At 64.7% G+C, this 25433-nt stretch carries 25 protein-coding genes and 1 pseudogene; 11 read left to right on the top strand and 15 right to left on the bottom strand.

The features are described 5' to 3' along the window. Positions 1-77 precede the first annotated feature (77 nt). Positions 78-1352, top strand: coding sequence for a serine hydrolase domain-containing protein (locus tag ACVWYQ_RS36130; protein ID WP_271545478.1), 1275 nt, complete (start codon positions 78-80; stop codon positions 1350-1352). 52 nt (positions 1353-1404) lie between these two features. Here the strand turns inward: ACVWYQ_RS36130 and ACVWYQ_RS36125 are convergent, their stop codons facing one another. The 3 genes from ACVWYQ_RS36125 to ACVWYQ_RS36115 all read right to left on the bottom strand — a co-directional run bounded on the left by ACVWYQ_RS36125 (position 1405) and on the right by ACVWYQ_RS36115 (position 4317). Beyond that, the gene (locus ACVWYQ_RS36125; RefSeq protein ID WP_271545480.1) at positions 1405-2724 is read right to left on the bottom strand and encodes a TRAP transporter large permease; all 1320 of its coding nucleotides are present in this window, start codon (positions 2722-2724) and stop codon (positions 1405-1407) included. Continuing rightward, the gene (locus ACVWYQ_RS36120) at positions 2721-3236 is read right to left on the bottom strand and encodes a TRAP transporter small permease (protein ID WP_271545482.1); all 516 of its coding nucleotides are present in this window, start codon (positions 3234-3236) and stop codon (positions 2721-2723) included. The genes ACVWYQ_RS36125 and ACVWYQ_RS36120 overlap by 4 nt, the downstream gene beginning before the upstream one ends. Positions 3237-3318: 82 nt before the next feature. Continuing rightward, entirely contained in the window at positions 3319-4317 is a 999-nt protein-coding gene (locus ACVWYQ_RS36115) for a TRAP transporter substrate-binding protein (RefSeq protein ID WP_271545484.1), read from the bottom strand. 248 nt (positions 4318-4565) lie between these two features. Between ACVWYQ_RS36115 and ACVWYQ_RS36110 the strand changes: the two are divergent. From ACVWYQ_RS36110 to ACVWYQ_RS36080, 7 genes and pseudogenes are all read left to right on the top strand, one after another. After that, positions 4566-4736: pseudogene (locus ACVWYQ_RS36110) on the top strand (sensor histidine kinase); the annotation flags it as partial. Between the two features lie 197 nt (positions 4737-4933). Further along, entirely contained in the window at positions 4934-5752 is an 819-nt protein-coding gene (locus tag ACVWYQ_RS36105; protein WP_271545486.1) for a FadR/GntR family transcriptional regulator, read from the top strand. Positions 5753-5905: 153 nt separating this feature from the next. Then, positions 5906-6727, top strand: coding sequence for an ABC transporter permease (locus ACVWYQ_RS36100; RefSeq protein WP_271545488.1), 822 nt, complete (start codon positions 5906-5908; stop codon positions 6725-6727). Then, the gene (locus ACVWYQ_RS36095; protein ID WP_036004520.1) at positions 6724-7530 is read left to right on the top strand and encodes an ABC transporter permease; all 807 of its coding nucleotides are present in this window, start codon (positions 6724-6726) and stop codon (positions 7528-7530) included. Before ACVWYQ_RS36100 ends, ACVWYQ_RS36095 begins: the two co-directional genes overlap by 4 nt. After that, positions 7527-8285 carry an ABC transporter ATP-binding protein gene (locus ACVWYQ_RS36090; protein WP_157281004.1) on the top strand — a complete coding sequence of 253 codons (759 nt, stop codon included), beginning with the start codon at positions 7527-7529 and terminating at the stop codon, positions 8283-8285. The genes ACVWYQ_RS36095 and ACVWYQ_RS36090 overlap by 4 nt, the downstream gene beginning before the upstream one ends. Continuing rightward, positions 8282-8614: a hypothetical protein gene (locus tag ACVWYQ_RS36085; protein ID WP_404542726.1), complete on the top strand. Its 333-nt coding sequence runs from the start codon at positions 8282-8284 to the stop codon at positions 8612-8614. Before ACVWYQ_RS36090 ends, ACVWYQ_RS36085 begins: the two co-directional genes overlap by 4 nt. A gap of 4 nt (positions 8615-8618) precedes the next feature. Then, positions 8619-9674 (top strand): ABC transporter substrate-binding protein, encoded by a 1056-nt coding sequence (locus tag ACVWYQ_RS36080; RefSeq protein ID WP_404542728.1) that lies wholly within the window; start codon positions 8619-8621, stop codon positions 9672-9674. A gap of 79 nt (positions 9675-9753) precedes the next feature. On the opposite strand, the gene ACVWYQ_RS36075 is transcribed toward ACVWYQ_RS36080, so the two are convergent. The 4 genes from ACVWYQ_RS36075 to ACVWYQ_RS36060 form a co-directional block, all read right to left on the bottom strand. Further along, on the bottom strand, positions 9754-11301 hold the full coding sequence (locus ACVWYQ_RS36075) for a peroxidase family protein (RefSeq protein WP_456727045.1): 1548 nt from the start codon (positions 11299-11301) through the stop codon (positions 9754-9756). 258 nt (positions 11302-11559) lie between these two features. Beyond that, positions 11560-11832: a hypothetical protein gene (locus tag ACVWYQ_RS36070; protein ID WP_036025895.1), complete on the bottom strand. Its 273-nt coding sequence runs from the start codon at positions 11830-11832 to the stop codon at positions 11560-11562. Positions 11833-11975: 143 nt separating this feature from the next. Then, a complete protein-coding gene (locus ACVWYQ_RS36065; protein ID WP_157280996.1) occupies positions 11976-12707 on the bottom strand; it encodes a cytochrome c biogenesis CcdA family protein in 732 nt (243 codons plus the stop codon). Positions 12708-12913: 206 nt separating this feature from the next. After that, a complete protein-coding gene (locus ACVWYQ_RS36060) occupies positions 12914-13180 on the bottom strand; it encodes a hypothetical protein (RefSeq protein WP_275508917.1) in 267 nt (88 codons plus the stop codon). A gap of 485 nt (positions 13181-13665) precedes the next feature. Here ACVWYQ_RS36060 and ACVWYQ_RS36055 point away from each other — a divergent pair, with 485 nt between their 5' ends. The 3 genes from ACVWYQ_RS36055 to ACVWYQ_RS36045 all read left to right on the top strand — a co-directional run bounded on the left by ACVWYQ_RS36055 (position 13666) and on the right by ACVWYQ_RS36045 (position 16236). Then, positions 13666-14715, top strand: a complete 1050-nt coding sequence (locus tag ACVWYQ_RS36055; protein WP_157280992.1) for a LysR family transcriptional regulator — start codon at positions 13666-13668, stop codon at positions 14713-14715. A 29-nt stretch (positions 14716-14744) separates the two neighbouring features. Next, complete coding sequence (locus tag ACVWYQ_RS36050; protein ID WP_020608151.1) at positions 14745-15116, top strand: helix-turn-helix domain-containing protein; 372 nt, start codon at positions 14745-14747, stop codon at positions 15114-15116. A gap of 298 nt (positions 15117-15414) precedes the next feature. Beyond that, positions 15415-16236: an enoyl-CoA hydratase gene (locus tag ACVWYQ_RS36045; RefSeq protein WP_404542734.1), complete on the top strand. Its 822-nt coding sequence runs from the start codon at positions 15415-15417 to the stop codon at positions 16234-16236. Between the two features lie 33 nt (positions 16237-16269). Here ACVWYQ_RS36045 and ACVWYQ_RS36040 read toward each other — a convergent pair whose 3' ends face one another. The 8 genes from ACVWYQ_RS36040 to ACVWYQ_RS36005 form a co-directional block, all read right to left on the bottom strand. After that, positions 16270-17349, bottom strand: coding sequence for an isocitrate/isopropylmalate dehydrogenase family protein (locus ACVWYQ_RS36040; protein WP_404542736.1), 1080 nt, complete (start codon positions 17347-17349; stop codon positions 16270-16272). Positions 17350-17482: 133 nt separating this feature from the next. After that, complete coding sequence (locus ACVWYQ_RS36035; protein ID WP_036037755.1) at positions 17483-18550, bottom strand: alcohol dehydrogenase; 1068 nt, start codon at positions 18548-18550, stop codon at positions 17483-17485. A gap of 75 nt (positions 18551-18625) precedes the next feature. Next, positions 18626-19597: an ABC transporter ATP-binding protein gene (locus tag ACVWYQ_RS36030; RefSeq protein ID WP_271545502.1), complete on the bottom strand. Its 972-nt coding sequence runs from the start codon at positions 19595-19597 to the stop codon at positions 18626-18628. Next, on the bottom strand, positions 19594-20586 hold the full coding sequence (locus tag ACVWYQ_RS36025) for an ABC transporter ATP-binding protein (protein WP_404542739.1): 993 nt from the start codon (positions 20584-20586) through the stop codon (positions 19594-19596). The genes ACVWYQ_RS36030 and ACVWYQ_RS36025 overlap by 4 nt, the downstream gene beginning before the upstream one ends. Further along, positions 20583-21455 (bottom strand): ABC transporter permease, encoded by an 873-nt coding sequence (locus ACVWYQ_RS36020; RefSeq protein WP_404542742.1) that lies wholly within the window; start codon positions 21453-21455, stop codon positions 20583-20585. The genes ACVWYQ_RS36025 and ACVWYQ_RS36020 overlap by 4 nt, the downstream gene beginning before the upstream one ends. Further along, a complete protein-coding gene (locus ACVWYQ_RS36015; RefSeq protein ID WP_404542745.1) occupies positions 21442-22392 on the bottom strand; it encodes an ABC transporter permease in 951 nt (316 codons plus the stop codon). The genes ACVWYQ_RS36020 and ACVWYQ_RS36015 overlap by 14 nt, the downstream gene beginning before the upstream one ends. Before the next feature lie 7 nt (positions 22393-22399). Beyond that, positions 22400-23935, bottom strand: coding sequence for an ABC transporter substrate-binding protein (locus tag ACVWYQ_RS36010; RefSeq protein WP_404542748.1), 1536 nt, complete (start codon positions 23933-23935; stop codon positions 22400-22402). Between the two features lie 131 nt (positions 23936-24066). Then, positions 24067-25263: a CaiB/BaiF CoA transferase family protein gene (locus ACVWYQ_RS36005; RefSeq protein ID WP_404542751.1), complete on the bottom strand. Its 1197-nt coding sequence runs from the start codon at positions 25261-25263 to the stop codon at positions 24067-24069. Between the last annotated feature and the right edge of the window lie 170 nt (positions 25264-25433).

Below are 25433 nucleotides of genomic sequence, written 5' to 3'. Positions count from 1 at the left end.
CCCGGCCCCGTTAAGCGCAACCGACTTGGAATGCGGCCGCCATTTCGGTATCAACGACAAAACGCCCGGAGGAACCGATGCTCGCCCCCACCCCCGCCTCGCCCGAATCCGTCGGCATGTCCAAGGCCGCGCTCGACCGCGTCGATGCACATCTCAAGCGCCGGTACATCGATGCCGGCCGTTTTCCGGGCACGCATCTTCTGGTCTACCGCCGCGGCAAGGTCGCGCACAGCTCAGTGCAGGGCTTTGCCGATGTCGAGCGCAAGGTGCCGGTGAAGGACGACACGATCTATCGCATCTATTCCATGACCAAGCCGCTCACCAGCGTCGCCTTCATGATGCTGGTCGAGGAAGGCCTCGTCGCCATCGACGAGCCCGTCGCCAAATACATTCCGGAGTGGAAGGACCTCGGCGTGTTCGTCGCCGGCACCTACCCGGCGTTCCTGACCCGGCCGCCGTCCCGGCCGATGCTGATCGTCGACCTCTTGCGCCACACGTCTGGGCTCACCTATGGCTTCCAGCAACGCTCCAACGTCGATGCCGCCTATCGAACTGAAAAGATCGGCGAGGTCGAGAAGTCAGGCACACTCCAAACCATGATCGAAGGCCTGGCCAAGATCCCGCTGGAGTTTTCGCCGGGCGAGTCCTGGAATTACTCCGTTGCGACCGACGTGATCGGCTATCTCGTCGGCAAGATCTCCGGCGTGCCGTTCGAGCAGTTCTTGAAACAGCGCATCCTCGATCCGCTCGGCATGATCGACACCGACTTCCACGTGCCGGCCTCGAAGGCACATCGCTTCGCAGCCTGCTATTCCGCCGATCCCGGCGGCGGCATGACCTTCCATGCCGGCCAGCGACGCGAAGGCCTGACGCTGCAGGACGACCCGGCAACGAGCTCGTTCCTGTCGCCCCCCTCGTTCATCTCCGGCGGCGGAGGCCTGTGCTCGACGGTCGCCGACTATCTCACCTTCTGCCGCACGCTGCTCAATGGCGGCGAGCTCGGCGGCGTCAGGCTGATCGGCCCGAAGACGCTGGCCCTGATGACGACCAACCACATTCCGGGCGGCCGAGCGCTGCCGGAAGTCTCGCGCTCGCTGTTCTCGGAAGCGACCTATAACGGCATCGGCTTCGGTCTCGGCTTCGCCGTCACCATGCGCCCGGCCGAGACGTTGATCGCCGGCAGCCCCGGCGAATACAATTGGGGCGGCGCCGCCACGACCTCGTTCTGGATCGATCCGGCAGAGGACCTGATCGCGATCTTCATGACCCAGGTGCTGCCGTCGAGCGCCTATCCGATCCGCCGCGAGCTGCGCAGCATGGTCTACGCCGCGATCACTGAAAGCAATCTGTAGCCCACCGGAACGGTCCCGCGGTCCACGACCGCGGGATCGCACGATCAAACGCTCATTTCAGCATTTCCGGCACAAGCAGGCGCGGCAGGAACAACGACACGCTGGGCCAAATGATCACCGCCGCCAGCACGAGCAGCATCGGGATCAGCATGATCACCGTGTCCTTCAGGGCATAGCGCAGCCGCACGCCCGCGATCGAACAGGCGATCATTAGACAGAGGCCGTAGGGTGGCGTCACCAGTCCGAAGGCCAGCGACACGATGGAGATGATCGCGAACTGGACTGGATGGAGATCGACCGACCTGGCGAGCGGCTCCAGCACGGTGCCGACAATGACGATCGCCGGGATCGCGTCGAGGAAGCAGCCCACAACCAGAAAGCAGAAGGCGATGAAGAAGCCCGCCGTGACCGTGCCCATGCCCCAGGTCGAGACATTCGCCAAAAGCTCCTGCGGGATCTTGTAGTAGGCCAGCAGCCACCCGAATGCACTTGCGGTGCCGACGCAAAACAGCGCCACGCCGGCAAGGCGCCCGGTGTCGAGCAGCGCCTTGTACAATTCCCGCAAGCCCGTCTCGCGGTAGAAGAACGCGGAGAGCACCACGGAATAAAGCACGGCGACGCAGGCGGACTCGGTCGCCGTGAACCAGCCGAGCAGAATGCCGCCGACGATGATGAACGGCGTCATCAGCGCCGGGATCGATCGCCAGATAGCGGATCCCATCTCGACCCAGGTCGATTTCGGATAGGTGGGGTAGCCGCGGCGCACGGCATAGATGTGCACCGTCACCATCTGCGCGCCCGCGATCAAAAGGCCCGGCACGATGCCGGCCAGATACATCGCCGCGATCGAGGTCGAGATCAGCCCGCCCCAGACGATCATCAGGATCGACGGCGGGATGATGACGGCAAGCACCGCCGACACCGCGGTGATGGCAATGGAGAACGAAAGGTCGTAGCCCTCCTTGTTCTGCGCATCGATGAAGATCTTGGACTGACTGGCGGCATCTGCGGTCGAGGAGCCCGAGATGCCGGCAAAGAACACCGACAGCACCACGTTGATCTGCGCCAGCGATCCCGGCCAGTGCCCGACCATCGAGCGCGACAGCGCCACGAGGCGGTCGGTGATGCCACCGATGCTCATCAGGTTCGCCGTCAAGAGGAAGAACGGCACCGCGAGCAGAATGAACGAATTGTAGGCGTTGAAGGTCTCCTGCGCGAGCGTCATCAACGACAGGCGCGGCTCGATCAGAAGGATCGGCACGCAGGCAAGGCCGAGCGCGAAGGCGACCGGCACGCGCACGATCAGCAGCCCGATGAAGACCCCGAACAGCACCATGGCGGCCTGTCCGGCAGAAAGTACAGTGCCGCTCATCTCTGTGCCCCGACCAGAATGCGCATTTCGTCCAGGATCTGTTCGCCCGCAAACACGATCCAGGTCACGCCGGCCACCGGCCAGGCGACGTGGATCAGCCAGAGCGGCAGATCGGCCAGCTCCGACGTTCTGTTCCAGGCGAAGCGCGTGAATTCGATTCCGGCCCACAAGAACACGAGGGCCAGTGCCAGCACGCCGAGGCGCGCGAGAATCCGTACAGCGGCCTCCGATCGCCGCGACAGATCGGGCCAGACGTCGACTTCGAAGTGCTGCGCTTCCCGGATGCCGACCATCGCCCCGATCATGATCGTCCAGACGAACAGGAACCGTGCCATCTCCTCGGTCCAGATGTAGGAGGGAATGAACGGCGTGTAACGTGAGACGATTTGCAACGTGACGGGGATGACCAGGATGCCGACGCAGGCGGCGAGCAGGAATTCCAGCAATTTCGCATAGGCTGCGGTGACGCGACGCCACAGCGACGGCGTGGACAGGACGTGCATTTCGGACATGGGGGCTCCGTACGGCGCTCATCCGCCGAGTCCGGGCAGGAAGCGGGGCCTGCCCGAAATGCTGTCGGCGGACGGGGCGGCCTCAGACGACGTTGATCTTCTCGAAGATGCCCTCCGCGCCGATCTCCTTGGCGTAGGTGGCCATCACGGGGTCGGCGAGCTTCTTCATGGCATCCCGCTCCTCGAACGGAACGCGCTTGAGCTTGCCGGCCTTCTCTAGCGCGTCGAGCTTGACGACCTCTTCACTCGACTCGAGCTGACGGCCGTAATCGCCGGCCTCCTTGCCCGCCTTCATGATCGCGTCCTGCAGATCCTTGGGCAGGGTCTTCAGCGTCTTCACCGAGAAGCAGATCGGCCGGATCGACACGGCGTGCTGAGTCAAGTTGAGATGCGGCGCCACTTCATAGAACTTCATCGCCTCGACGCCGGCCGCTTCGTTCTCGCCGGCTGATATCACTCCGTTTTGGATCGCGTTGTAGACTTCGTTATAGGCGATCACGGTGGGGCTCATGCCGACGGCCGCGAAGGTCTTCGACCAGATCGGCGCGCCCTGCACGCGCACCTTGAGGCCTTTGAGATCGGCGAGGTTCTTGAGCGGCTTGTTGGCGAAGATGTTGCGGATGCCACCGCCGGCATAGCCGATCAGAACCACCTCGGCCTTGGCCGCGACCTCGTCGGCGACCGGCGCCAGGATGTTGGCTTCGACCACCTTGTTCATGTGCTCGATGCCCTTGAACACGAAGGGCGCATCGATGAACGGGGCCGCCTTGGCGAAGGTCGACATATGCGCCGGCGAGACGATGGCGTAATCGACCGCCTTACCTTGCGACATGTACTCGAAATACTGCTTCTCGAGGCCGAGCGAGGAGTTTCTGTGCAGGGTGAAGTTGACGGGCTTGCCGTAATATTTCTTCACCAGCTCCTCGAACCGCAGCAGGGCCCGGTTGAAGGCATGGTCGTCATTGAACTGCACGGCACCGTTCAGCGTGATCGGGGCTTGCGCCCTCAGGATCGACGGCATGCCGATGGCAGCTGCCGCAGTGGTTGCCCCGATCCCAGCGAGAAATGACCTTCGCTTCATCGTCTCCCCTCCCTTTGATGCTCCGGCCCTGTCGCCGGGCCGTGAGCGCAGCCGTTATGCGGCTTGCGAGACGCAAGCGTATGAAAAACCTCGGCGGGACGGAAGTCATTTTGCGTGCGCTGGAGCTACCCCTTCGTCGCAGGACTGCACGTAAACGCCTGCTGCACTGCAACTCGCCACTTCGGTGTGCGGCGGAGGCGCGAGGTCTCCGGCGATCAGGAGCGCGCTGGACGGGGGCCGGAACGACGCTGCCGCTGATCGTTTTCGCGGTGGGCCTTGCCAATTACAACTACCGTCAGGATCGCAGCGAGGCTGCGCGCCGTGTGCTGGAAACGGTGCGTAGCGTGCGCATGGTGCTCGATGCCGAGGTGCAGCGGATCACGGGGGCTTGCCTCTGCCGCGCGGCGTCGTCTGCACTTTGACCTGCACGCTGGAGGAGATGCTTTGATCCGCGGTCCACGCGCATATCGCAACGCAACACGGGGTGTGCTGCGACAATAGTGCTTGCCCTCATCCATTCATCCGATGTTAAACATCCGATGATTGCAGCTGCCGGGGCGTGGCAGCCAAATACAAACGAACCAGCCGCGACAGGCCGGACGGGAGAAACGTACGAGTGGCAAGAGCGCGCCCGAGCCCCGTCGACAAGCCGATCAAGCCCGGCCGCATTCGCGCGGTGCTGACGACGCTCGGCCGGGAGATCGCGCAGGATCTCATTCCGGTCGGGACAGCCCTGCCGCCGGAGCCTGAGCTCGAAGCCCGCTTCGGAGTCGGGCGCGGCGTGGTGCGCGAAGCCATCAAGACGCTCGCCGCCAAAGGTCTGGTCAGCGTGCGGCCGCGCCACGGCACACACGTGCTGCCGCGCCACGAATGGAGCCTGCTCGACCGCGACGTGCTGAGCTGGCTGGTCGGCCAGGACGAGCCGGATCGGGACCTTCTGCTGGCAATCCAGGAGGTGCGCTCGATCATCGAGCCCGCTGCCGCAGCGCTTGCGGCCGAGCGTGCAACAAGGAACGACCGCTGGCGGATCGACACGGCCCTGGCGGCGATGCAGACTGCAAAGGACCAGGCCAGCGCCCTCGCTGCCGACAAGGCTTTCCATCTCGCCATCCTGGACGCGACCCACAATCCGGTCCTCCAGGGCTTTCGCGGCGCGATCGATACCATTCTGGGCACCGTCTTCACCGTTGCCGTCGGCGGCCCCGGCGGCTGGTTCAAGGACAATCTGCCGAACCACGTCATGGCGGCGCGGGCCATCGAGAGCGGCAACCCGGAGAAGGCGCGCGCCGCGATGGAACGGCTGCTGGGCTACACCCGATCGAAGCTGTCGAACCGAAAGACCATTATCGCCGCGGCGGCTCGCAAAGCGGATGGATCGACCCTGCGCGCCGTCAGGAAGCCGAGCCTCAACAAGAGAAAGCGCCATGCACCGTGACATGAGGGGCTCGGCCCGGATCCCCGCTCCGCGCGGATCGCGAGGAGGGTCGCAACCGATACAGATATGCGATTGGGCGAGACGCGGCTACGATACCAGCAATGATCAGTGGGAAATGCCGGTACAGGCATAGCTGAGCGTCAGGGAGGTCGAATGCAGCTGACGGGCAGTCTGAAAGGCCGATCGTCGCGGCTGATGCGCAGCGTCAACTCGCTGGCCGGCGCTGCAATGTTCATCGCGCCGCTGCTTGCGCTGGTCGCGGTCTGGGCCGCCGTGATCCCGCTGTTCAACGTCAATCCGCGCGTGTTTCCCTCGGTCGGCGCGGTCGGCACCGCCGCGCTTGACTCGATCCGGGACGGCACGTTGTTCGCGCATGTCGGCGCCAGTCTTTTGCGCGTCGGCCTGGGGACACTGATCGGCATCGCCACCGCGGTGCCGCTCGGCATCGCCATGGGCGTCAGCCCGACGGTCGCGGCCTTTCTCACGCCGCTGTTCCGGTTCTTCTCGGTGCTCGCCGGCATTGCCTGGATCCCGATCGCGACGCTGTGGTTCGGTTACGGTTTCGGCGCGATCGTCTTCGTGATCTTCAACGCGGTATTCTTCGTCGTCGCCTACAACACGCTTCTCGGCGTCAGGACCATCCCGCACACGCTGCGCAACGCTGCCGCCTCGCTCGGCGCCGGCCGCTGGGCGCTGCTGACCGAAGTACTGCTGCCGGGCGCGCTGCCCAATATCGTCACCGGCATTCGCACCGGCCTGGGCTTTGCCTGGCGCGGCCTGATCGCCGCGGAGATGATCGCGACCAATGTCGGGCTCGGCTACATGCTGTTCGTCGCGCGCGATTTCTACCGCACCGAGGTGATCGTGTTCGGCATGATCGTGATCGGCGTGCTCTGGCTTCTGATCGACCGTCTGTTGCTGGTCCCGCTGGAACGCGCGACCATCGAGCGCTGGGGCATGGTGAGGCGCGCATGAACGTCCTGCTGCAAATCTGGGCCGGCTATGCCCGCCTGACCCGACGCTGGCCGGGCATCGCCGCGATCATTCCCTTCATCCCGGTGCTGGCGCTGTGGACCGCGGTCAGCGAGGCAGGGCTGTTTCCACGCGCGTTCTTCCCCGGCCCGGCCGACGTCATCCGCGCATTCTTCACGCTGACCTACAAGGGCATCCTGCCCGACTATCTCCAGGACAGCCTGATCCGGCTCGCGACCGGCGCCGCGGTCGGGATGGCGCTCGGCATACCCTTGGGCATCCTGATCGGCACCAGCCGCTGGGCGCATCGCATCTGCTGGCCGGTGCTGCTGTTCTTCCAGGCCATCGGCGACATCGCCTGGCTGCCTATCCTTCTGATCTGGTTCGGCTTCGGTCTGACGACGATGACCTTCGTCATCGTCTACACCGTGCTGTTTCCCGTCGTGCTCAACACCGTGCTCGGCGTCGAATCGGTGCCGCGCGATCTGTCACGCGCCGCCTTGAGCCTCGGGGCTTCGCGGGCGCGCGTGCTCTGGGAGGTGACGCTGCCGGGAGCGCTGCCCAACATCATCACGGGCCTGCGCAACGGACTCGGTTACGGCTGGCGCGCGCTGATCGCCGTCGAGATGATCGTCGGCACCTCAGGGATCGGCTTCATGATGTTCGATGCGCGCCGCGCCGGCTCGACCGTCGAGATCATCCTCGGCATGATCATTCTCGGACTGCTCTGGTACATCGTGGACGCCTGGATTCTCGCCCCGCTCGAGCGTGCGACCGGCCAGCGTTGGGGATTGGTGACATCATGAAGACGCTCTCGCTGCGCAATCTCGGCAAGACCTATTTCGACCCTTATGCAGGCGCGCATGTCACCGCCGTCCACGACGTCTCACTCGACGTCGAGCCCGGCGAGTTCATCTCGGTGGTCGGCCCCTCCGGCTGCGGCAAGACGACGATCCTGAACATGATCGCCGGCTTCATTCCCTATTCGAAGGGGGACATCCTGCTCGACGGCAAGCCGGTGCACGGGCCCGGCCCCGAGCGCGGCGTCGTGTTCCAGTCGTTCGCGCTGTTTCCCTGGAAGACCGTGCTCGACAATGTCGGCTTCGGGCCGAAGATGCGCGGCGTGCCGAAGGCCGAGCGCGACCGCATCGCGCATGAATATCTCGCGCTTGCCGGGCTCTCGCATGCGGCGCACCGCTATCCCAACGAGCTCTCCGGGGGCATGCAGCAGCGCGTCGGCGTGGTGCGCGCACTCGCCAACAACCCCGACGTCCTCTTGATGGACGAGCCGTTCGCCAGCGTCGACGCGCAGACGCGCATGACGCTCCAGGAGGAACTGACCCGCATCTGGCAGGAGCGCAAGCCGACGGTGATCTTCATCACCCATGACGTGTCGGAAGCGGTGTTTCTCGCCAACCGCGTCGTCGTGCTGTCGAAGGGACGCGTGCTCGACCAGGTCGCGGTCGACCTGCCGCGTCCCCGCATCTGGGACGATCTCGTCCGGGACGACCAGTTCAAGCAGCTTTCGGCGCGCGTGCTGCAGATGGTGCGCGCAGCATGAGCATCGCCGCCGACGTTCTTCGCTCGCCCAAGAGCCGTGTCGTTCTCGGCGCGGTGGCCGCATGGGCACTGTTTCAGGTCTGGCTGACGGTGGCAGCGCCTGGAAAGATCTCGCCGCAGCTCGCGGGCACATCGGACAAGGTGAACGTGCAGATCGAGCTGCCGTTCACGCCGGAGCGTTTCCACGTGCTCGCCTTCCAGCAATACGGACGCGTCTCGGGCACGGACGAGCATTCGATCGAGCTGCGCGGTGTCAAAAGAACGGACCTCAATGCCGTGGCCCGGCCCTATTGGGTGACGTCGGTGGGGCCGATAAAAGAGGGAGGCTGAGACTATGAAACGACTCTTGCTGCTTGGATTGGCGCTTCTGGCCGGCATGGTGCCGGCAAGCGCCCAAACCCTGACGAAACTCAAGGCCGGCATGGTCACCGGCATCGACCAGATCGGCCTGCCCATCGCGCTCGAGCGCGGCTTCTTCGAGAAGTACGGGCTCGACGTCACGATCGCACGCCCCTACGCCACCGGCGTCGACGCGCTGAACGCGTTGCAGGCCGGCGAGAGCGAGATCGTGCAGGTCGGCGTACCCATGATCGGCGCGGTGCTGCGCGGCATGGACCTCGTCGCTCTGGGCAATTACAGCGGCAACGCCACCAAGGCCGGCTCCGATGCCACGATGGCGATCATCGCGCGCGAAGGCTCGGGCATCGTCAAGGGCGACCTTTCGACGTTGAAGGGCAAGAAGATCGCGGCGTCGTTCGGCACGATCAACCATCTCTACATCCTGGCGACGCTGGAGAGGGCCGGACTGAAACCCGACGACGTAACATTGGTCAACACCCCGCCCCCGGACATGACCGTCGCCCTGCTCGCCAAGGGCATCGACGCGTTCTCGGGCTGGGACCCCTGGCCGATCGTTGCGGGCAAGGACGTGCCGGGCGCCGTCGAGATCATTCGGGGCGGCGACGTGATCTCCTATATCGGCTTCAACGTCGCGCTGCGCCCATGGGTGCAGGCCAACGGCGAGACCATCGAGAAATTCCTCGCCGCCGTCTCCGAGGCCGACCAATGGATGCGCAAGAACCCGAAGCTGGCGGCACAAGTCGCGACGCGCTGGATTCCAGGCCTGAAGCAGGAGGTCGCGGAGGCCGCGATGCAGTTCAACATCCAGCAGGCGGACCGCCGGCTGTCGGCGAACAACTACCGCGCGCTATGGAGCGCCCAGGACCGGCTCACCCGGCTCGGCATCCTCAAATCGACCTTCGATGTCAATGCGCATATTGAGCCGAAGCACATTCTCAAGGTCATGAAAGACCGTCCTGAGCTGTTCGCCGACCTGCCGCCGATCCCGGAGACGGCGGCGATCACGCCGGGCTACGTGTTCAAGCCCTGAGCATTGTTGCAAACGTCCAGACCGGCGCGCCATGCACGCCGGTCCGGCCCACCGTCTGCAACGCTGGCGGGCGTCTGGTCTAGACCGTCGAGATGCCGTCGATCGGGCTGATATCCCCGACGAAACGCAGCAGGTCGGCCATCGTGAATTCGCCCGGCACTTGCGACGGCAGCGTCGGCTTCCAGGTCTTGCCCTTGAGCCAGAGATACGACTGGTGGTCGCCATGGACGAGGCCGACGAAGACCTCGGCAAGCAGGGTCGCGCCAACCGGCCCGAGCCTTTCGCCGCTGCCCCGCTGCTCCGCCTCCTTGAGGATGTAGTACCAGAGCGGGGTATGCTGGTGCAGGCCATGCTTTTTCGCCACGGCGCCGTCGCTCCCCTTCGAGATTTCTTCCGGCGTCAGCGGATTCTTGATCTTCATGGCCTTGGCGACGTCCTGCCCGGACGGCAATCCCAGCAACACGCCGCGCTTGAGGTTGCGGAACGGCAGGCTGCCGCCGTCGCCAGGCAGGGTATGGAGTTGCGGCACGATGAAGGGGTCGATCTTGCGCGAGGGATTGAGCGTCACGCCCGCAGGGTTGTTCGGCAGCACCTGAAAGTAGCGCCGCCAGTCGATGATCCAGTTGCTCGAAAGCAACGGAAGCGGGAGCGGCGGCTGAATCGGATTGGGTGCGAGGTCTCCGATGATTCCTCCCGAAAGGCCGGTGAACCTGAACAGCAAATCGAGAGTTGCAGGAATACCGCCGGGGCCGAACGTGAAAATCCGGTTGTGGCTATAGGCCTGGCGCACCATGCTGTGGCCGAGACGATAGACCGCCCCCGAAAACTCGACGGGCATGTAGGGGATCTTCTTGAAGCGGTAGAAGCGCCGACCCTGCTCGAGGATCTTCGCAACGATACCCTTCTCGGTGATCCGCTCCACGAAATCGTGCAGGACCATCCATTGGTAGTGCCAGGTCACGATCCGGCGCGCTTCCTCGAAGATCTCGCCCGCCGGCTTGCCGGACGCCGCGAACTGATCGCAGACCTTGTTGTGAAACTTCAGCATCGCAAGATGGGTTTGCGCGACGACCAGGTTCTCGTCGTTGCGATGATCGCCGATCAGGGCAAACCCCTCGGGATTGCGCGGCAGGTCGTTGCGATGATCTCCGGTGATGGTGTCGACGTTGACGGTCTTGCCGATCAGGAGCTTGGGACCCGGAGTCTTGCCGTTGTCGCCCGCCGAATTGCGCGCGTACAGATGACGGCTCCCGTCGGGACCGAGACCATAGATGCTGTCGAGATCGAGTGCGGGCGTGCGAAAGTTCGTGACCGCCATCGGATCGGCTTCCTTCTCGCCGAAGGAGGTCAGATCGAGCGTGATGTCATGATCGACGAATTGGCCGAGATAGGTGAAACCCGCCGGGACGTTGGCGTTGTTTCCCGCGGCATCGCCGGGGGCGGGATCCTTCATCGCGTCGGCGAGTTCGCGCAGCGGACCGTCGTCGACAGCGAGCGGCTCCAGGGTCGGAAACATCCGGCCAAACATGCCCGGATCGTCGTGTCCGGAAAGCGTATCCAGAAATTGTCGCGTCGGTTGACGTCCGGCCTTGCCATGACCGGGATGAACATTCACGTCGGTTCCCATCGCTTGCTCCTGCTCAATATGCTGTAAGGGAGAGGGGCGCCGAAGATGTCGATTGTCTGAAATTCTCGTTTCAGTATACGTTCAGAAGAATTGCCCCTCAGGGTGCAGTACGAAGGAATATTACCACAGATTGCATTCTGTGGATGTGTCCTACCGCGAGGCCTTTTGCCCCACCAGCCACACAGGCTTTTGATCGTCCGAAGCTCGAGCAGGAAAGACTAAGGCGCGATCGACGCGTCGGCTGAATCGCTCAGCGCGTCAGCGCTTAGCAGCGAACCGCGACCAGATCTCAGCGTCCGTGTAGAAGTCCACGCCGCCATCGAGATCTCTCACCAGCCACTCGCCGAGATAGACGATCTGTGTGCCGCTGCGCCGCTCGTGCCGAAGCTCGAATTTTCCGTCGGCATCCTTCTGCAGCGAGCAATTCGACTGAACCCAGCTCGGCCACTCCTGCAACGGCTGCCCCAAAAATTGCCAGGCAACCAACGCCGCGTTGTCCGACAGGGGTTCTAAGCGCAGTGTCTTGGTCACGTGATCTCCACCATGCGAGTTGTCCCACGATGCAACGCCTCGGGACCGGAAAGGTTTGGAATCGTCGTTCCGTGGCAGCATGCCTGACCGATTTCAACGGTTCCTCTACTTTTTCGTCCGTGAGAACCCGGTCCCCGCGCGCCCTAACCGATCGTCTGCAGCACCGGAAACGTCTCCAGCAGCCAGATGCTCACATTCGAGACCGCGCCGGTGAGAAAGCCGATGCCGGTGAGCACCATCAGGACGCCCATGGCGCGCTCGACGTTGACGAGTTGGCCCTTCATGCGCGCGAACAGCGCGGAGAACTGTTCGATCATCAGCGCGGCGATCAGGAATGGGATGCCGAGGCCCGCGGAATAGACCGCGAGCAGGCCGGCGCCCCTCGTCACCGTGGCTTCCGCCGCGGCGACCGAGAGGATCGCGGCGAGGATCGGGCCGATGCAAGGCGTCCAGCCGAACGCAAATGCGAGGCCCATGATATAGGCGCCCCACAGGCCGACCGGTTTGGGGATCGGCAGGCGTCCTTCCCGCATCAGAAAGCCGATCCGCGTCAGGCCGAGGAAGTGCAGGCCCATGATGATGATGACGATGCCGGCGAGGATCGACAGCTCCGCCGACCAGGCACGGATCAGCCCGCCGATCAGCGAAGCGCTGGCGCCGAGCGCCACGAAGATGGTGGAGAAGCCGAGCACGAACAGGAGCGCCGACATCATGATCGCGCGCTTGGAGGCCGCGACCGGCTCGTCGCTCTCGACATGCTCGATCGTGGCGCCCGTGAGGTAGACCAGATAGGGCGGAACCAGAGGCAGGACGCAAGGCGAGAGGAAGCTGACGAGGCCGGCAATCAGTGCGGCCGGAATCGAAACATTTTGCATGATGCAATCGGAGCCATCTCAGGCCCCGTCAAGGCGCGCAGGGATCGCGCCCGACCCGGAGCCGAACCGGCTCTGGTGTAGCCCATGCCGGAGAATGCGCAACAGAGGCGCACAAAGCCAGGGCTCCGCCCGATGCCCTCCGTGATCACAGATGCGGCATCGGGACGCGCACAAACCTCGCCGGAAAGCGAGATTGGGCGGCGCGGCTACTTCACCACGCGGAGCAGCGGACGCCGGGGCTGGTCCTGCGTCTGCTTGGAAGGGGCCGGCGGCTCGCTGGCAGCGCTCCGCAGCATTTCGTCGCACAGCGCCTTGAGATCGGCACTGTCGATTCCTTTCAGTTTCATCCTGACGTCGAGGATGACGATGGACAGCATCTCGGCCGACTCGCGGCTGTTGCAGGCATTGAGAACCCTGCGGCACTCCTCGAGCGTTTCCAGCACCGACTGCAACTGTTCGTCTGAATGCGACACCGGCGTTCTTTCCGTTAATTCGGCCTGCGAGACGTATCTGTCACGCCCCCTTCGGCCCCCATGGAAGACGATAGATAGCACGAGGCGACTGCGCCTTCGAACCTGATTTCAGTGTGTTTGTGCTGCGGAACCGGGTTCCCGCTCGCATCGCCATGCGACGCCTTTGGCGACCGCAGCAATGCTCCGGGAGCGAACGCCTGACGCGGTGCGATTGATCCGGCAACGGCGAAGAGCACCGACTCCTGCGCAAGACCGTTCATTGCAGTCAGCGCCGGCACTCCCGCAGCCATCTCGCGGCTCGCAACGGAACTCACGTCATACCCCTCACTCGAGCCGATTAGCCTCGCCCGAATTCCCAGCCCATGGGAGCATCCAAATACCGCCCTAAGGTAGTAAGGATGACGTTCAAAACTCGTCGTTCCCCAACCCGTCGTGGTTGTGGTTTGCGCCAGATTCTGCCAGTTTAGCGTTCCAAAGGGAATTGTATGCACTCCTTGGCGGAAAGGGGCGTTCCTCTGGCGGAACGCCCAAAGACAAATATCAGCGGCCTCTCCGATTGGGACGCCGCCCGCATATTCTTGGAAGTCGTCCGATGCGGAAGCTTTCGCTCGGCGGCCGAGCGCCTGTCTCTGTCGATCAACGCCGTGCGGCGTCGGATCGACGATTTCGAACGCCAGACCGGCACCACGTTATTCACGCGCGACGTCCACGGCACCCATCTGACCGATGAGGGCGCCTTGGTAGTCTCCGCTGTCGAACGCATGGAGGCGGCCACCTTCGACGTGCTGCGCGCCAGCGATTCGATGGCCAACGCGCTGTCGGGCGAGGTCCGCGTGGCCGTCACCGAAGGGCTCGGCACATTCTGGCTTGCCCCCCGCCTGGTCGAATTCCAGCAGGCCTATCCGAAAATCCTGGTGGACCTGCATTGCGCGATGCGCTCGGCCGACGTCTCGCGCCACGAGGCCGACGTCGCCATTCATCTGTCTCGTCCCTCGGCGCTGGACATCAAGCTGGTGCGGCTCGGCCGCATGCATCTGATGTTCTGGGCCTCCGAGAAATACATCGCAAAGCATGGCGCGCCGCGCTCGGCGGCGGAATTGATCAAGCATCGTCTGGTGCTGCAATTCGCCGACCAGCTCGCCGCCAAGGAATCCTTCGAGAGCTTCTTCCCGGGCGTGTCCGAACGTGACCTTCTGGTCATGAAGACGAACGTCTCGAGCGCCAATTATTGGGCGGTCGCGAACGGCGCCGGCATCGGTGTCTTCCCGAGCTACGCCATTGCGCTCGGCGGGAAACTAATTCCACTGGAGGTCGAGCTGAACCGGCCGCTGGATATCTGGTTGTCCTACCACCCCGGTAGCGGCCGTATCCCCCGCGTGCGGCACATGATTGACTGGCTGATCGAGGCTTTCAATCCGGCCCGCTTCCCGTGGTTTAAGGAAGAGTTCGTGCACCCGCATGAATTCAAGGACTCGTATATGGGCGAACCCCTGACCCAGCTCTTCGGGGGATTTTCAACCGAAGAACAAAGGTGAAAACAGAGATGAAAGCAGCGGCGAAAAGAATGAAGCAGCGCAGCGCGGGCAAGCCGGACATCGAGCTTGGCAAGCGGATCCGTCTGCGGCGCGTCGAGATGAAGATCTCGCAGGCCGAGCTCGGCGAGAAGCTCGGCGTCAGCTTCCAGCAGGTGCAGAAATACGAGAAGGGCGTCAATCGCGTCGGCGCGGCTCGGCTTCAGCAGATCGCCTCCGCCCTCGATGTGCCCGTGACCTTCTTCTACGACGGCGACAACAAGGCCCGCGAAGTCGAGAGCCTGCTCTTCCTCGACTCGGCCTTCAGCCTCCGCCTGCTGCGCGCCTACAGCAAGATCAAGGACCAGACGGTGCAGCGTCAGCTCGTCTCGCTGATGGAATCGATCGCGGCGAACGAGAGCTGAGGCCGGTCGACGGCCCGGCCTTCACGGCCGACGTTCAATCCGCCGCGTCACGGGGGCGCGGCCGGATTGCACGAGATCGGCCGAAAGATGTCTGCGCGCAACTGCGCGCGGCCCGTCTCGGGGCGGCCTGGCCGCCCCTTTTTCTTGGCGGTCTTCCTTCGACGTTTCCGCCTCCGTCGAACGCGGCGCGCCATGCAATCGCAGCACAGGCGGATGCAGCCTCTGCTCTCCCGCGCCGGTTGACCGCGGCGGCGCCTGCGCCGCACATTGCGCCTCGCCACCGAGCAGCGAGCGCGCGATGCCAGACGTTATCAGCACGACCGGAACACCTTACGCCGACGGCAAGATTCTGACGCACACGGCCGATGGCGTCGGCGTGATCACCTTCAACAATCCCGACAAGCGCAACGCGATGTCGCTGGAGATGTGGGAGGGATTTGGCGAGGCGCTGACGGCCTTGCGCGACGACGACACGGTGCGCGTCGTGATCCTGCGCGGCGCCGGCGGCAAGGCGTTCGTCTCGGGTGCCGACATCAGCCAGTTCGAGAAAGTGAGGCACAATGCGGCGGCGTCCGAGCAATACGCCAAGCGCAGCGCCGCCCAGCGCGCGCTGCTCGCCGATTATCCCAAGCCGACCATCGCCTGCATCGACGGCTATTGCCTCGGCGGCGGCATGCAGGTCGCGATGCTCGCCGACATCCGCCTCGCCTCGCAGGACAGCCAGTTCGGCATTCCCGCCGCCAAGCTCGGCATCGCCTATGGCTATGACGGCCTGCGGCATCTGGTGTCGCTGGTCGGGCCGTCCTGGGCGCGGCTTCTGATGTACACGGGCATGCGCATCGATTCCGCCGAGGCGCTTCGCATCGGCCTCGTCGAGCGTGTGTTTCCGCAAGGCGAGCTCTGGGGCGAGACCATGGCGATGGCCGAGACGATCGCGCAGAACGCCCCGCTCGCGATCAAGGCGGCCAAGATCACCATCGCGCAGGTGCTGAAGGACGAGAGCCGGCGCGACATGGAGGCGATCAAGGCGATCGGCAATGCCTGCATGGACAGCGCGGATTTCCGCGAGGGCCGGCAGGCCTTCATGGAAAAGCGCAAGCCGCAGTTTAGGGGAAAGTAATTTCGTCGTGGAGAGAGGCGAGGAGCACAGCCCCTACAGCGCTCCCAGCACCGCCTTCGTGATGTCGGCGGTGCCGTTGCTGCCGCCGAACTCCATCGGCTTGATGCCGCCGGCATAGACCTGGTCCATCGCGCGCTCGATTTGCTCACCCGCCTCGGCCGCAATTTCTACGCCGTGCTTGTCGGCGAGCCAATCCAGCATCATCGCGGCGGACAGGATCATGCCGGTGGGGTTGGCCTTGCCCTGCCCCATGATGTCAGGCGCCGTGCCGTGGCACGGCTGGAACACCGCGTATTTGTCACCGATGTCGGCGGACGGCGCCATGCCGAGGCCGCCGATCAGGCTCGCGGTGATATCGGAGACGATGTCGCCGAACATGTTCTCCATCACCATCACGTCGAAATCCCAGGGACGCTTGACCAGCATCGCCGAGCAGGCGTCAACATAGAGATGATCCGTCTTCACGTCCGGATGACGTTTAGCGGCCTCGTCAAAGATCCGGCGGAAGAAGGCGAACGCCTTGAACACATTTGCCTTGTCGACACAGGCAAGCGACCCCGGCTTGCCGCGCACCTTGCGCCGCTCGGCGAGGCGAAACGAGAACTCGAACAGACGCTCCGAGGTTTTGCGCGTGATCACCAGGGTCTCGCGCGCGTCCTCATGGGTAACGATGCCCTTCCCCATCGAGGCGAACAGGCCCTCGGTGGACTCCCGGATCACGACGAGATCGATGCCGCGCTGGTCCGCGCCGACGATCGGGCTCGGCACGCCCGGAATGAGCCGCGCCGGACGCACGCCGGCATAGAGATCGAAGATGAAGCGCAGCTCGATCTGCGGCGCGATCTCGGTGTTGTCGGGGTAGCGCACCGACGGCAGGCCGCAGGCCCCGAGCAGGATCGCGTCCGCCTCCTCGCATAGCTTGATGGTGCTATCCGGCATCGACTTGCCGGTCGCGAGATAATGGTTGGCGCCGGCCGGCGCCTCGGTGAAGCGGAAGCCGAGGCCGGACTTCTCGCCGACCTTGCGCAGCACCTCCAGCGCCGGCGCCATGACTTCAGGGCCGATGCCGTCACCGGCGAGCACGGCAATGTGGAAGGCGTTGTTTGCGGACATTTAAGGCCTCAAGGAAGGTGTCAACCAGGTCGTCATTGCGAGCGAAGCGAAGCAATCCAGAACTGCATCCACGGAGACATTCTGGATTGCTTCGTCGCTTCGCTCCTCGCAATGACGAGGGAGAGGGCGTTCGTTACGGCGTCAGCACCGTACGCCCGACCACCGCGCCCTGCTGCAATTGCAGCAGGGCGTCGTTGGCCTTGGCGAGCGGTTGTTGCGTCACCGGGATCGGCGGCACCTTCTTCGACCGCACCAGGTCGAGCAGCTCCTGCGTCTCGCGCAAATTGCCGACATAGCTGCCCTGGATCGTCACCGCCTTGATCGGAATCAGCGGCAGCGCCCAGGTCGCGCCGCCGCCGAACAGGCCGACGATGACGAGCTTGCCGCCTTTGGTCAGGCAGTCGAAGCCGAGCTGCGTCGTGGCGGCATTGCCGACGAGATCGATCACGGCGCGGATCGGGCCACCCGCCTTCTTGGCAAGTTGCTCCAGCGCGTCCGGCGCCTTGGGATCGACGGTCGCGAGCGCACCGGCCTTCTCTGCCGCCTCGCGCTTCCTCGCGTCGATATCGACCATGATCGCGCCCTTGCCGCCCATCGCCTTGAGCAGCGACAGCGCCATCAGCCCGAGGCCGCCGGCGCCGAACATCACGATCGGCGTGTCGAAATGCTGCTCGACCTTCTTCAGCGCACTGTAGGTGGTGACGCCCGAGCAGGCATAGGGCGCGGTCGTCGCAGGATCGAGGCCTTTCAGATTGAGCAGGTAGCGCGGATGCGGCACCAGCATGTGATCGGAATAGCCGCCGTCGCAATAGACCCCGAGCGAGCGCGGCGTCAGGCACATGTTCTCGTCACCGGCGAGGCACGTGGCACATTTGCCGCAGCCGATCCAGGGATAGACCAGCCCGACATCGCCGACCTTCAGGTCGCCCTGATCGGTCGGCTTCACGTCGGGTCCGAAGGCGAGGACTTCGCCGACCGTCTCGTGGCCCATGGTCAGCGGCAGATTGATGCCGCGGTCCTTCAGCGAGAGCGGCTTGCGGCCATGGCCGAGATCATAGCCGCCTTCCCAGATGTGGAGGTCGCTGTGGCAGACGCCGGCGGCCTTCACCTTGATCAGCACCTGTGTGCCCGAGGGCTGCGGCGTCGCCTCGTCGACCTCCAACAGCGGTGCCTTGAAATCGGCAACCTTGAAACTCTTCATCGGCGTCCTCCCGCATGCTTCTTGTTGTCGCGCCACCATGCCATGGTCGGCGCGACCAGACAAACCGGTCTTAGTTCAGGCCAGCGGATGGTGGCAAGCCGCGAACTGGCCGGGTGCGATCTGGCGCAACTCCGGTATCTCCGCGCTGCAACGCTGATCTGCGCGCGGGCAGCGGGTGCGGAAGCGGCAGCCGGATGGCGGCGCAATCGGCGATGGCGGCTCGCCGGCCGCCACACTTTCGACGGGACGCACGTCCGGATCCGGCACCGGGATCGCCTGCAACAGCAGCGCGGTGTAGGGATGCGCAGGCCGCGCGAACAATTGCTGGGAGGGAGCGACCTCGCAGAGCCGGCCGAGATACATCACCGCGACGCGATCGCTGACTGCTTTGACCACGGCGAGGTCGTGCGCGATGAACAGCAGCGTCAGACCGAAGCGCGCCTTCATCTCCTCCAGAAGGTTGAGGATCTGCGCGCGAATGGAGACGTCGAGGGCCGACACCGGCTCGTCGCAGACGATGAATTCGGGTTTGAGCACCAGCGAGCGCGCGATGCAGATGCGCTGGCACTGGCCGCCGGAGAATTCGTGCGGCAGGCGGTTCGCCACGAGATCGGGGTCGAGCCCGACCGCGGAGAGCACCTCGTGAACGCGCCGTTTGCGCTCGGCGGCATCCTTGATCCCGGCGATGATCAGCGGCTCGGCGACGATGTCGCCGATGCGCCGGCGCGGATTGAGGGAAGCAATCGGATCCTGGAAGATCAGCTGCACGCGCCGGCGCATCCTGCGCAGCGCCTCGCCCTCCATGGCGGTGAGGTCCTCGCCGTCGAACATCACGCGGCCGGACTTAGCGCGGCGCAGTTGCAGCACCGCGCGGCCGAGCGTCGACTTGCCGCAGCCGGATTCGCCGACCAGTCCCAGCGTCTCGCCGCGCGCGACCTCGAGGCTGACACCGGAGACGGCATGAACAATCTTGTTACCCAGACCATATTCGACGACGAGATTGTCGACGCTCAGAAGCGGCGCGGGGCGCGCGGCAAGCTGCATCATGCCTCGATCCCCTCCGCCATCCGGATCGGATGGAAGCAGGCATAGAGATGTTCCGCCATCTCGGCACTCGTCAGGACCGGCTTGGCCTCATGACAGCGCGCCGTGGCATAATTGCAGCGCGGCGCGAAGGAGCAGCCTTTCAGAGGCCGCGTCGGATCGGGTGGACGGCCCGAGATCGCCGGCAGCGGCGTATGCGGCGCGGTCTCGAGCTTCGGGATCGCCGCCAGCAACGCCTCGGTGTAGGGCATGTGCATGCGCTTGAACAAGGCTTGCGTCGGCGCGCGCTCCACCACCCGGCCGGCATACATCACCGCGACCTCGTCGGCCCGGCCAGCGACGACGCCGAGATCGTGGGTGATGATGATCATCGCCATGTGGCGGCGGCGCTGCTCGCGCGCGAGCAGATCGAGGATCTGAGCCTGGATGGTGACGTCGAGCGCGGTGGTCGGCTCGTCCGCGATCAACAGCTTCGGCTCGCAGGACAGTGCGATCGCAATCGCGATGCGCTGGCGCATGCCGCCGGAGCATTGATGGGGATATTGTGTGAGCCGCTGCTCCGGGGCGGGAATGCCGACGGCGGCGAGCAGCTCGATGCTGCGGGCCTTCGCGGCGGGAGCGTCAAGCTCGAGGTGCTCCTGGATCGTCTCCATCAGCTGCGTGCCGATGGTGAGCACCGGGTTGAGCGAGGTCATCGGGTCCTGGAACACGACCGCGAGGTCGCGTCCACGCAGGCGCCGCAGGCTTTCAGGCTCGAGCCGCACCAGATCCTCGCCGTCGAACATCACTCGGCCCGTCAGCTTCGCCTTCTTCGGCAGCAGCTGCAGCACGGCGCGCGAGAGCATGGTCTTGCCGCAGCCGGATTCGCCGACGATCCCAAGCGTGCGGCCGGCCTGCAGCGAAAGGTCGACGTGATCGACGGCGCGCAGGTTTCCGCGCGGGGTCGGCAGCTCGACCGCGACATCCTCGATGGCCAGGAGCGGCGCGGTCACAGCGCCCCCTGACGTGGGTCGGTGAGGGCCCGCAAGGTGTCGCCGACGAGGTTGAACGCCAGCACGGTCGCGAACAGTGCTGCCGCCGGCAGGAAGGCGAGACGCGGCGCGACGTCCAGACTGTCACGTCCCTCCCCGATCATGCTGCCCCAGCTCGGCATCGGCGGCGGCACGCCGAGGCCGAGGAAGGACAGCGCGCCCTCGACCACGATGGTGACGGCGACGCCGAGCAGGAAGAAGGCGAGCAGCGGCAGGATGACGTTCGGCAGCAGCTCGCGCAGCAGGATGCGCGCATGGCTCGCCCCTAACGCCTCGGCCGCGATCACGAATTCTCGCCGCGCCAGCGTCAGCGTCGCTGCGCGCGCCACGCGCATGAAGGCGGGAATACCGAGCACGCCGAGGACGACAGTGAGGTTGGGGACCGACTGCCCGAGATAGGCGACCACCGCGAGCGCGAAGATCAGCGGCGGAAACGCGAGCAGCACGTCCATGCTGCCGACCACCAGCGTCTCGAACCGGCCGCGGAAATAGCCGGCCAGCAGGCCGAGCGCGCCGCCGACGACGAGGCCGATCATGGGCGCGATCAGCCCGACCGTCAGCGACACCCGCGCGCCAAAGATCAGCCGGGCGAGCTCGTCGCGGCCGAGCCCGTCGGTGCCGAGCCAATGTTCGCTGGAGAAGGCGGCGCGCCGTTCCAGCATGTCCATGTCGGTCGGGTTCTGCAGCGGCAGCACCGGCGCCAGGATCGCTAGCGAAATGATGATCGCAACCCAGGCGCTTGCGATCCAGAACAACAGGCCGAGCTTGGGCTTGCGGCCGACCGGCGCAGCCACGTCCTCGTCCTGGATCGACAGCTCAAGCGTGGCCATGGCGGATCCTGGGGTCGAGCACGGCATAGAGCATGTCGACGATGAAGTTGACGATGACGAAACCGCAGGCGACCAGCAGCACGACGCCCTGGAGGATGACGAGGTCGCGGGTGTAGATCGCCCCGACCAGCAGCCGGCCGATGCCGGGCAGCGCGAAGATCGATTCCACGATCAGCGTGCCGCCGAGCAGGCGGCCGATATTGATGCCCGTCACCGTCACCAGGGTCAGCGACGACGGCTTGAGCGCATGCACGAACAGGATGCGCGATGGCTTGAGACCCTTTGCTTTCGCCAGCGCGATATAGTCCTCCTGCAAGGCGGCGATCATGTCCGAGCGCAGCACACGCATGATGCCCGGCCACTCCGCCAGCGCCAGCGTCAGCGCCGGCAGCACGAAGAAGCGCAAATTGGCCAGCGGTGCCTCGGTGAACGGCACATAGCCGGTCGCCGGCAGCCAGCGCAGCTCGACCGCGAACAGATAGATCAGCAGGATCGCTACCAGGAACGACGGCATCGACAGCATCGCGAAGGCACTGCCGGTCATGAAGCGGTCGAACGCGCCGCCGGCGCGCGCGGCACAGGCGATCGCGACGGGAACGCCGATCAGGAGCCCGATGAACTCGGCCATCAGCATCAGCTGCAGCGAGACCGGAATGCGCTCGGCCACCGCCTGCAGCACCGTCTGCCCGGTGCGAAACGAGCGGCCGAGATCGCCCTGCACCACGTGGCCGAGCCAGCTCAGGTAGCGCCACCACAGCGGCTGGTCGAGCCCCATGTCGCGGCGCAACGCCGCGACGTTCTCCGGCGTTGCCTGGTCGCCGAGGATGACGAGCGCGAGATCGCCCGGCAGCAGCGAGGCGATCAGGAACGTCAGCAACGAGACGGCGAGCAGCACCGGCAGCATGGCAAGCAGCCGCCGAACGATGAAGTTCAGCATCGCGCCATCATTCCAGCCAGGTTCTGGAGACGTCCATCACGCCGTTGTACATCTTCGGAAAGCCTTTCAGCTTGGCACTCGACAGCGCGTAATAGGTGTTCTGGAAGGTCCAGAACCAGATCGCCTCCTTGTTGATCAGGCGGCTGATGGCGCAGTAATCCTCGCTGCGTTGGCCCATATCTGCGGTCACGCGTGCATGATCCAGCAGCCTGTCGAGCTCGGGGTTCGAATATCCGGAGAGCGACAGCGGACTGCCGCTGCGGAAATTCGCGTACATCTGCGGATCGGGATCGGCGAGATCGACGATGCGCCACGGCGTCAGCTGGAATTGCCGCGTGAAGGCTCGCGTCGGAATCGTGGCCTGGTCGACCTGCTCGATCTCCATGTTGGCGCCGACGCGCTTCCAGAACTGCTGCAGCACCTGGCCGATGATGCGGCCGCGCGGCGTTGCCGTCACCAGCATCTTGAACTCGACCGGCTTGCCATAATCCTTGATCAGCGCCTTGGCCTTCTCGACGTCGAACGGCAGCGCCCCGTCGTCCTTGCACTTGACCCAGGAGCCGTCGCCGTAAGGATTGCTCGCGGGCCGGCTCAGGCCGTTGCTGATCGCCTGCGACATCTTGGGACGGTCGATCGCCATCACCAGCGCCTGGCGCACCCGCACGTCGTCGAACGGCGCCGCCTTGGTGTTGAAGGCATAGACCGCAGCGCCCGAGCCCTTGTAGGTGTGAACGGTGAGCTTGGGGTCCTTCTGCGCCTTCGTGATGTTGTCGGCGTCGTTCTCGTCGTCCCAGATGATGTCGGCTTCGCCCGATTGCAGCGAGGCGAAGCGCGACTGCGCATCCGGCAGCGGCTTCAGGACGATGCGGTCGAGATAGGGACGGCCCTTGTCCCAATAGTTCGGGTTCTTCTCCAGCACCATGCGGTCGCCGGCGGTCCATGACTTCAGGATGTAGGGACCGGTGCCGACGGGATTGCGGTTGTAATCGTCGCCCTTGGTCTTCCAGGCGGTCGGCGAATGGATGACGTTGTTCTGGCTCTGGATGGTGATCGTCGCCGGCAGGTTCACGCTAGGATCGGTGAGATTGTAGACGATTGTGTATTCGTCCGGCGCCAGCACCTCCTTGACGTTGGTGATGTAGAAGGCGCAGCGGCACTTGTTGGCGGGGTCCTTCTGGCGGTCGAAATTCTCCTTGAAGGCCTGCGCATTGAACGGTGTGCCGTCGTGGAATTTGACGCCTTCGCGGAGCTTGAAGGTCCAGGTCTTGTAGTCGTCGGAATGGGCCCACGACACCGCGAGCTTCGGCGCGGCCTCGCCCTTGTCATTCAGCGTCGTCAGCGTGTCGAAGATCGCGGCGGCAGCGGTGAAGGTCGAGGTGTCGTAGACGCCGACCTTGAGCGGATCGAAGCCTGCGATCTCCAGCTCCTGTCCGACCGTGATGCTGCCGCCCGATTTCTGCGCCTGCGCTGGCGTAGCCAGTGCAAATGCCGCAACGAGGAAAATAGGCACGCGCCTGCGTGCCAAGGCCGCCGCGTTCGTCATGGTTCCTCCCGGGATCCCTCGTCCGATGTTTCGGATCGTTGAATGACTCGGAGGCGAGCTTGGCGACAAATGCTCGCCTCGGCAAGAGGAACGAACGAGAGTTCAAACGCCGCATGTGGCGGCGATAAGACTCAGGATGTCGCCGCCGTTTTGCCTGGCGGAATTGCCCCACCGTCCGCAAGCCCGATCTCCTGGCGCAAGGCGGCGGTGTGCTCGCCGAGCACGGACACGGTCTTGGCCGGCGCCGTGTCAGCGCCCGACATCCGGAACGGCAGGTTGAGCACCTGGAATGAGCCGCCCTCGTCCCGCACCTCTGAGAGCGCACGGCGATGCGCAAGCTGCGGATCAGCCAAGGCCTCGGACACGCTGCGATAGGCCGAGGCCGGCACGCCGGCAGCCCCGAGTGCGCGCAGGCACGCCTCGGTCGAAAGCTGCCGCGACCAGATTTCGACGCCGTCCATCAGCTCGGCCCAGTTCTCGCGGCGCGCGGCATAGGTGGCGAAGCGTGGATCGGAAACCCAGTCCGGGCGGCCGATCACCCCCATCAGGGCCTGGAACGTCTTCTCGCTGGCGATCGTGATCATGACGTAGCCGCTTGCCGTCTCGGTCGGCCCGAACATGGGGCGCGGCGGCGGCGGCACCGCGAATTGCGAGCTCTGCAGCTCGGTCAGCGTCAGCGACAGCATGGTTTCCAGCATGGAGACGTCGATGTGCTGGCCGGCGCCCGTCACGCTGCGTTGATAGAGCGCCGACGCGATCGCGCCAAAACCATAGGTCCCGGTGACGACGTCGGCGTGGTAGATACCGCAATAGTCGGGACGGTTGCGGCCCGGCTGGTAGGCGAGATGGGCCATGTCATAGCCCGAGGCCGCGTGGATCACCGGGGCGTAGGCCGGCAGCTCGGCCGAAGGGCCGGTCTGGCCATAGCCCGAGATCGAGCAGTAGATCAGCCTCGGGTTGACCTGACGCAGGCTGTCGTAGTCGAGCCGAAGGCGGCGCATCACGCCGGGACGGAAGTTCTCGACCAGAATGTCGGACGTCGCGGCCAGCCGGCGCACCGCCTCCTTGCCGTCCTCGGACTTGAGGTCGAGGACCACGCTCTTCTTGCCGACATTGAGCTGGCCGAACGCGGTGCTGCAGCCGTTGCGGAGAGGAGGCCGGGTCCGCATCGTCTCCCCGCCATCGGTCTCGATCTTGATGACCTCGGCGCCCATGTCGGCGAGCATCCGTGTGCAATGGGGCCCGGCGATGGTGGTCGAAAAATCCAGCACCCGCAGGCCCGCGAAGGCCTTTGTCGTCGTCCCCTCATGCTTATCTGCTAGCTGCATGCCTGCCTGCGCCCTCGGATCTCGTGGGAACCATCGAAGTTCTTTGTTGTTGATGCGGCGACCCTAGAGGGCGGCGGCTGAGTAGGAAAGTGTTTACCGAACAGACGTGCCGCGTGGGCGGGCTTTGGAATTCCAGCACAACTGGACCCGTTCTTGCATAGCAGCGAGCG

It is taken from the genome of Bradyrhizobium sp. USDA 3397 (genome assembly GCF_054060965.1).
Note: the sequence above shows the minus strand (reverse complement) of the source record. Positions and strands in the feature narration are given on the sequence as shown.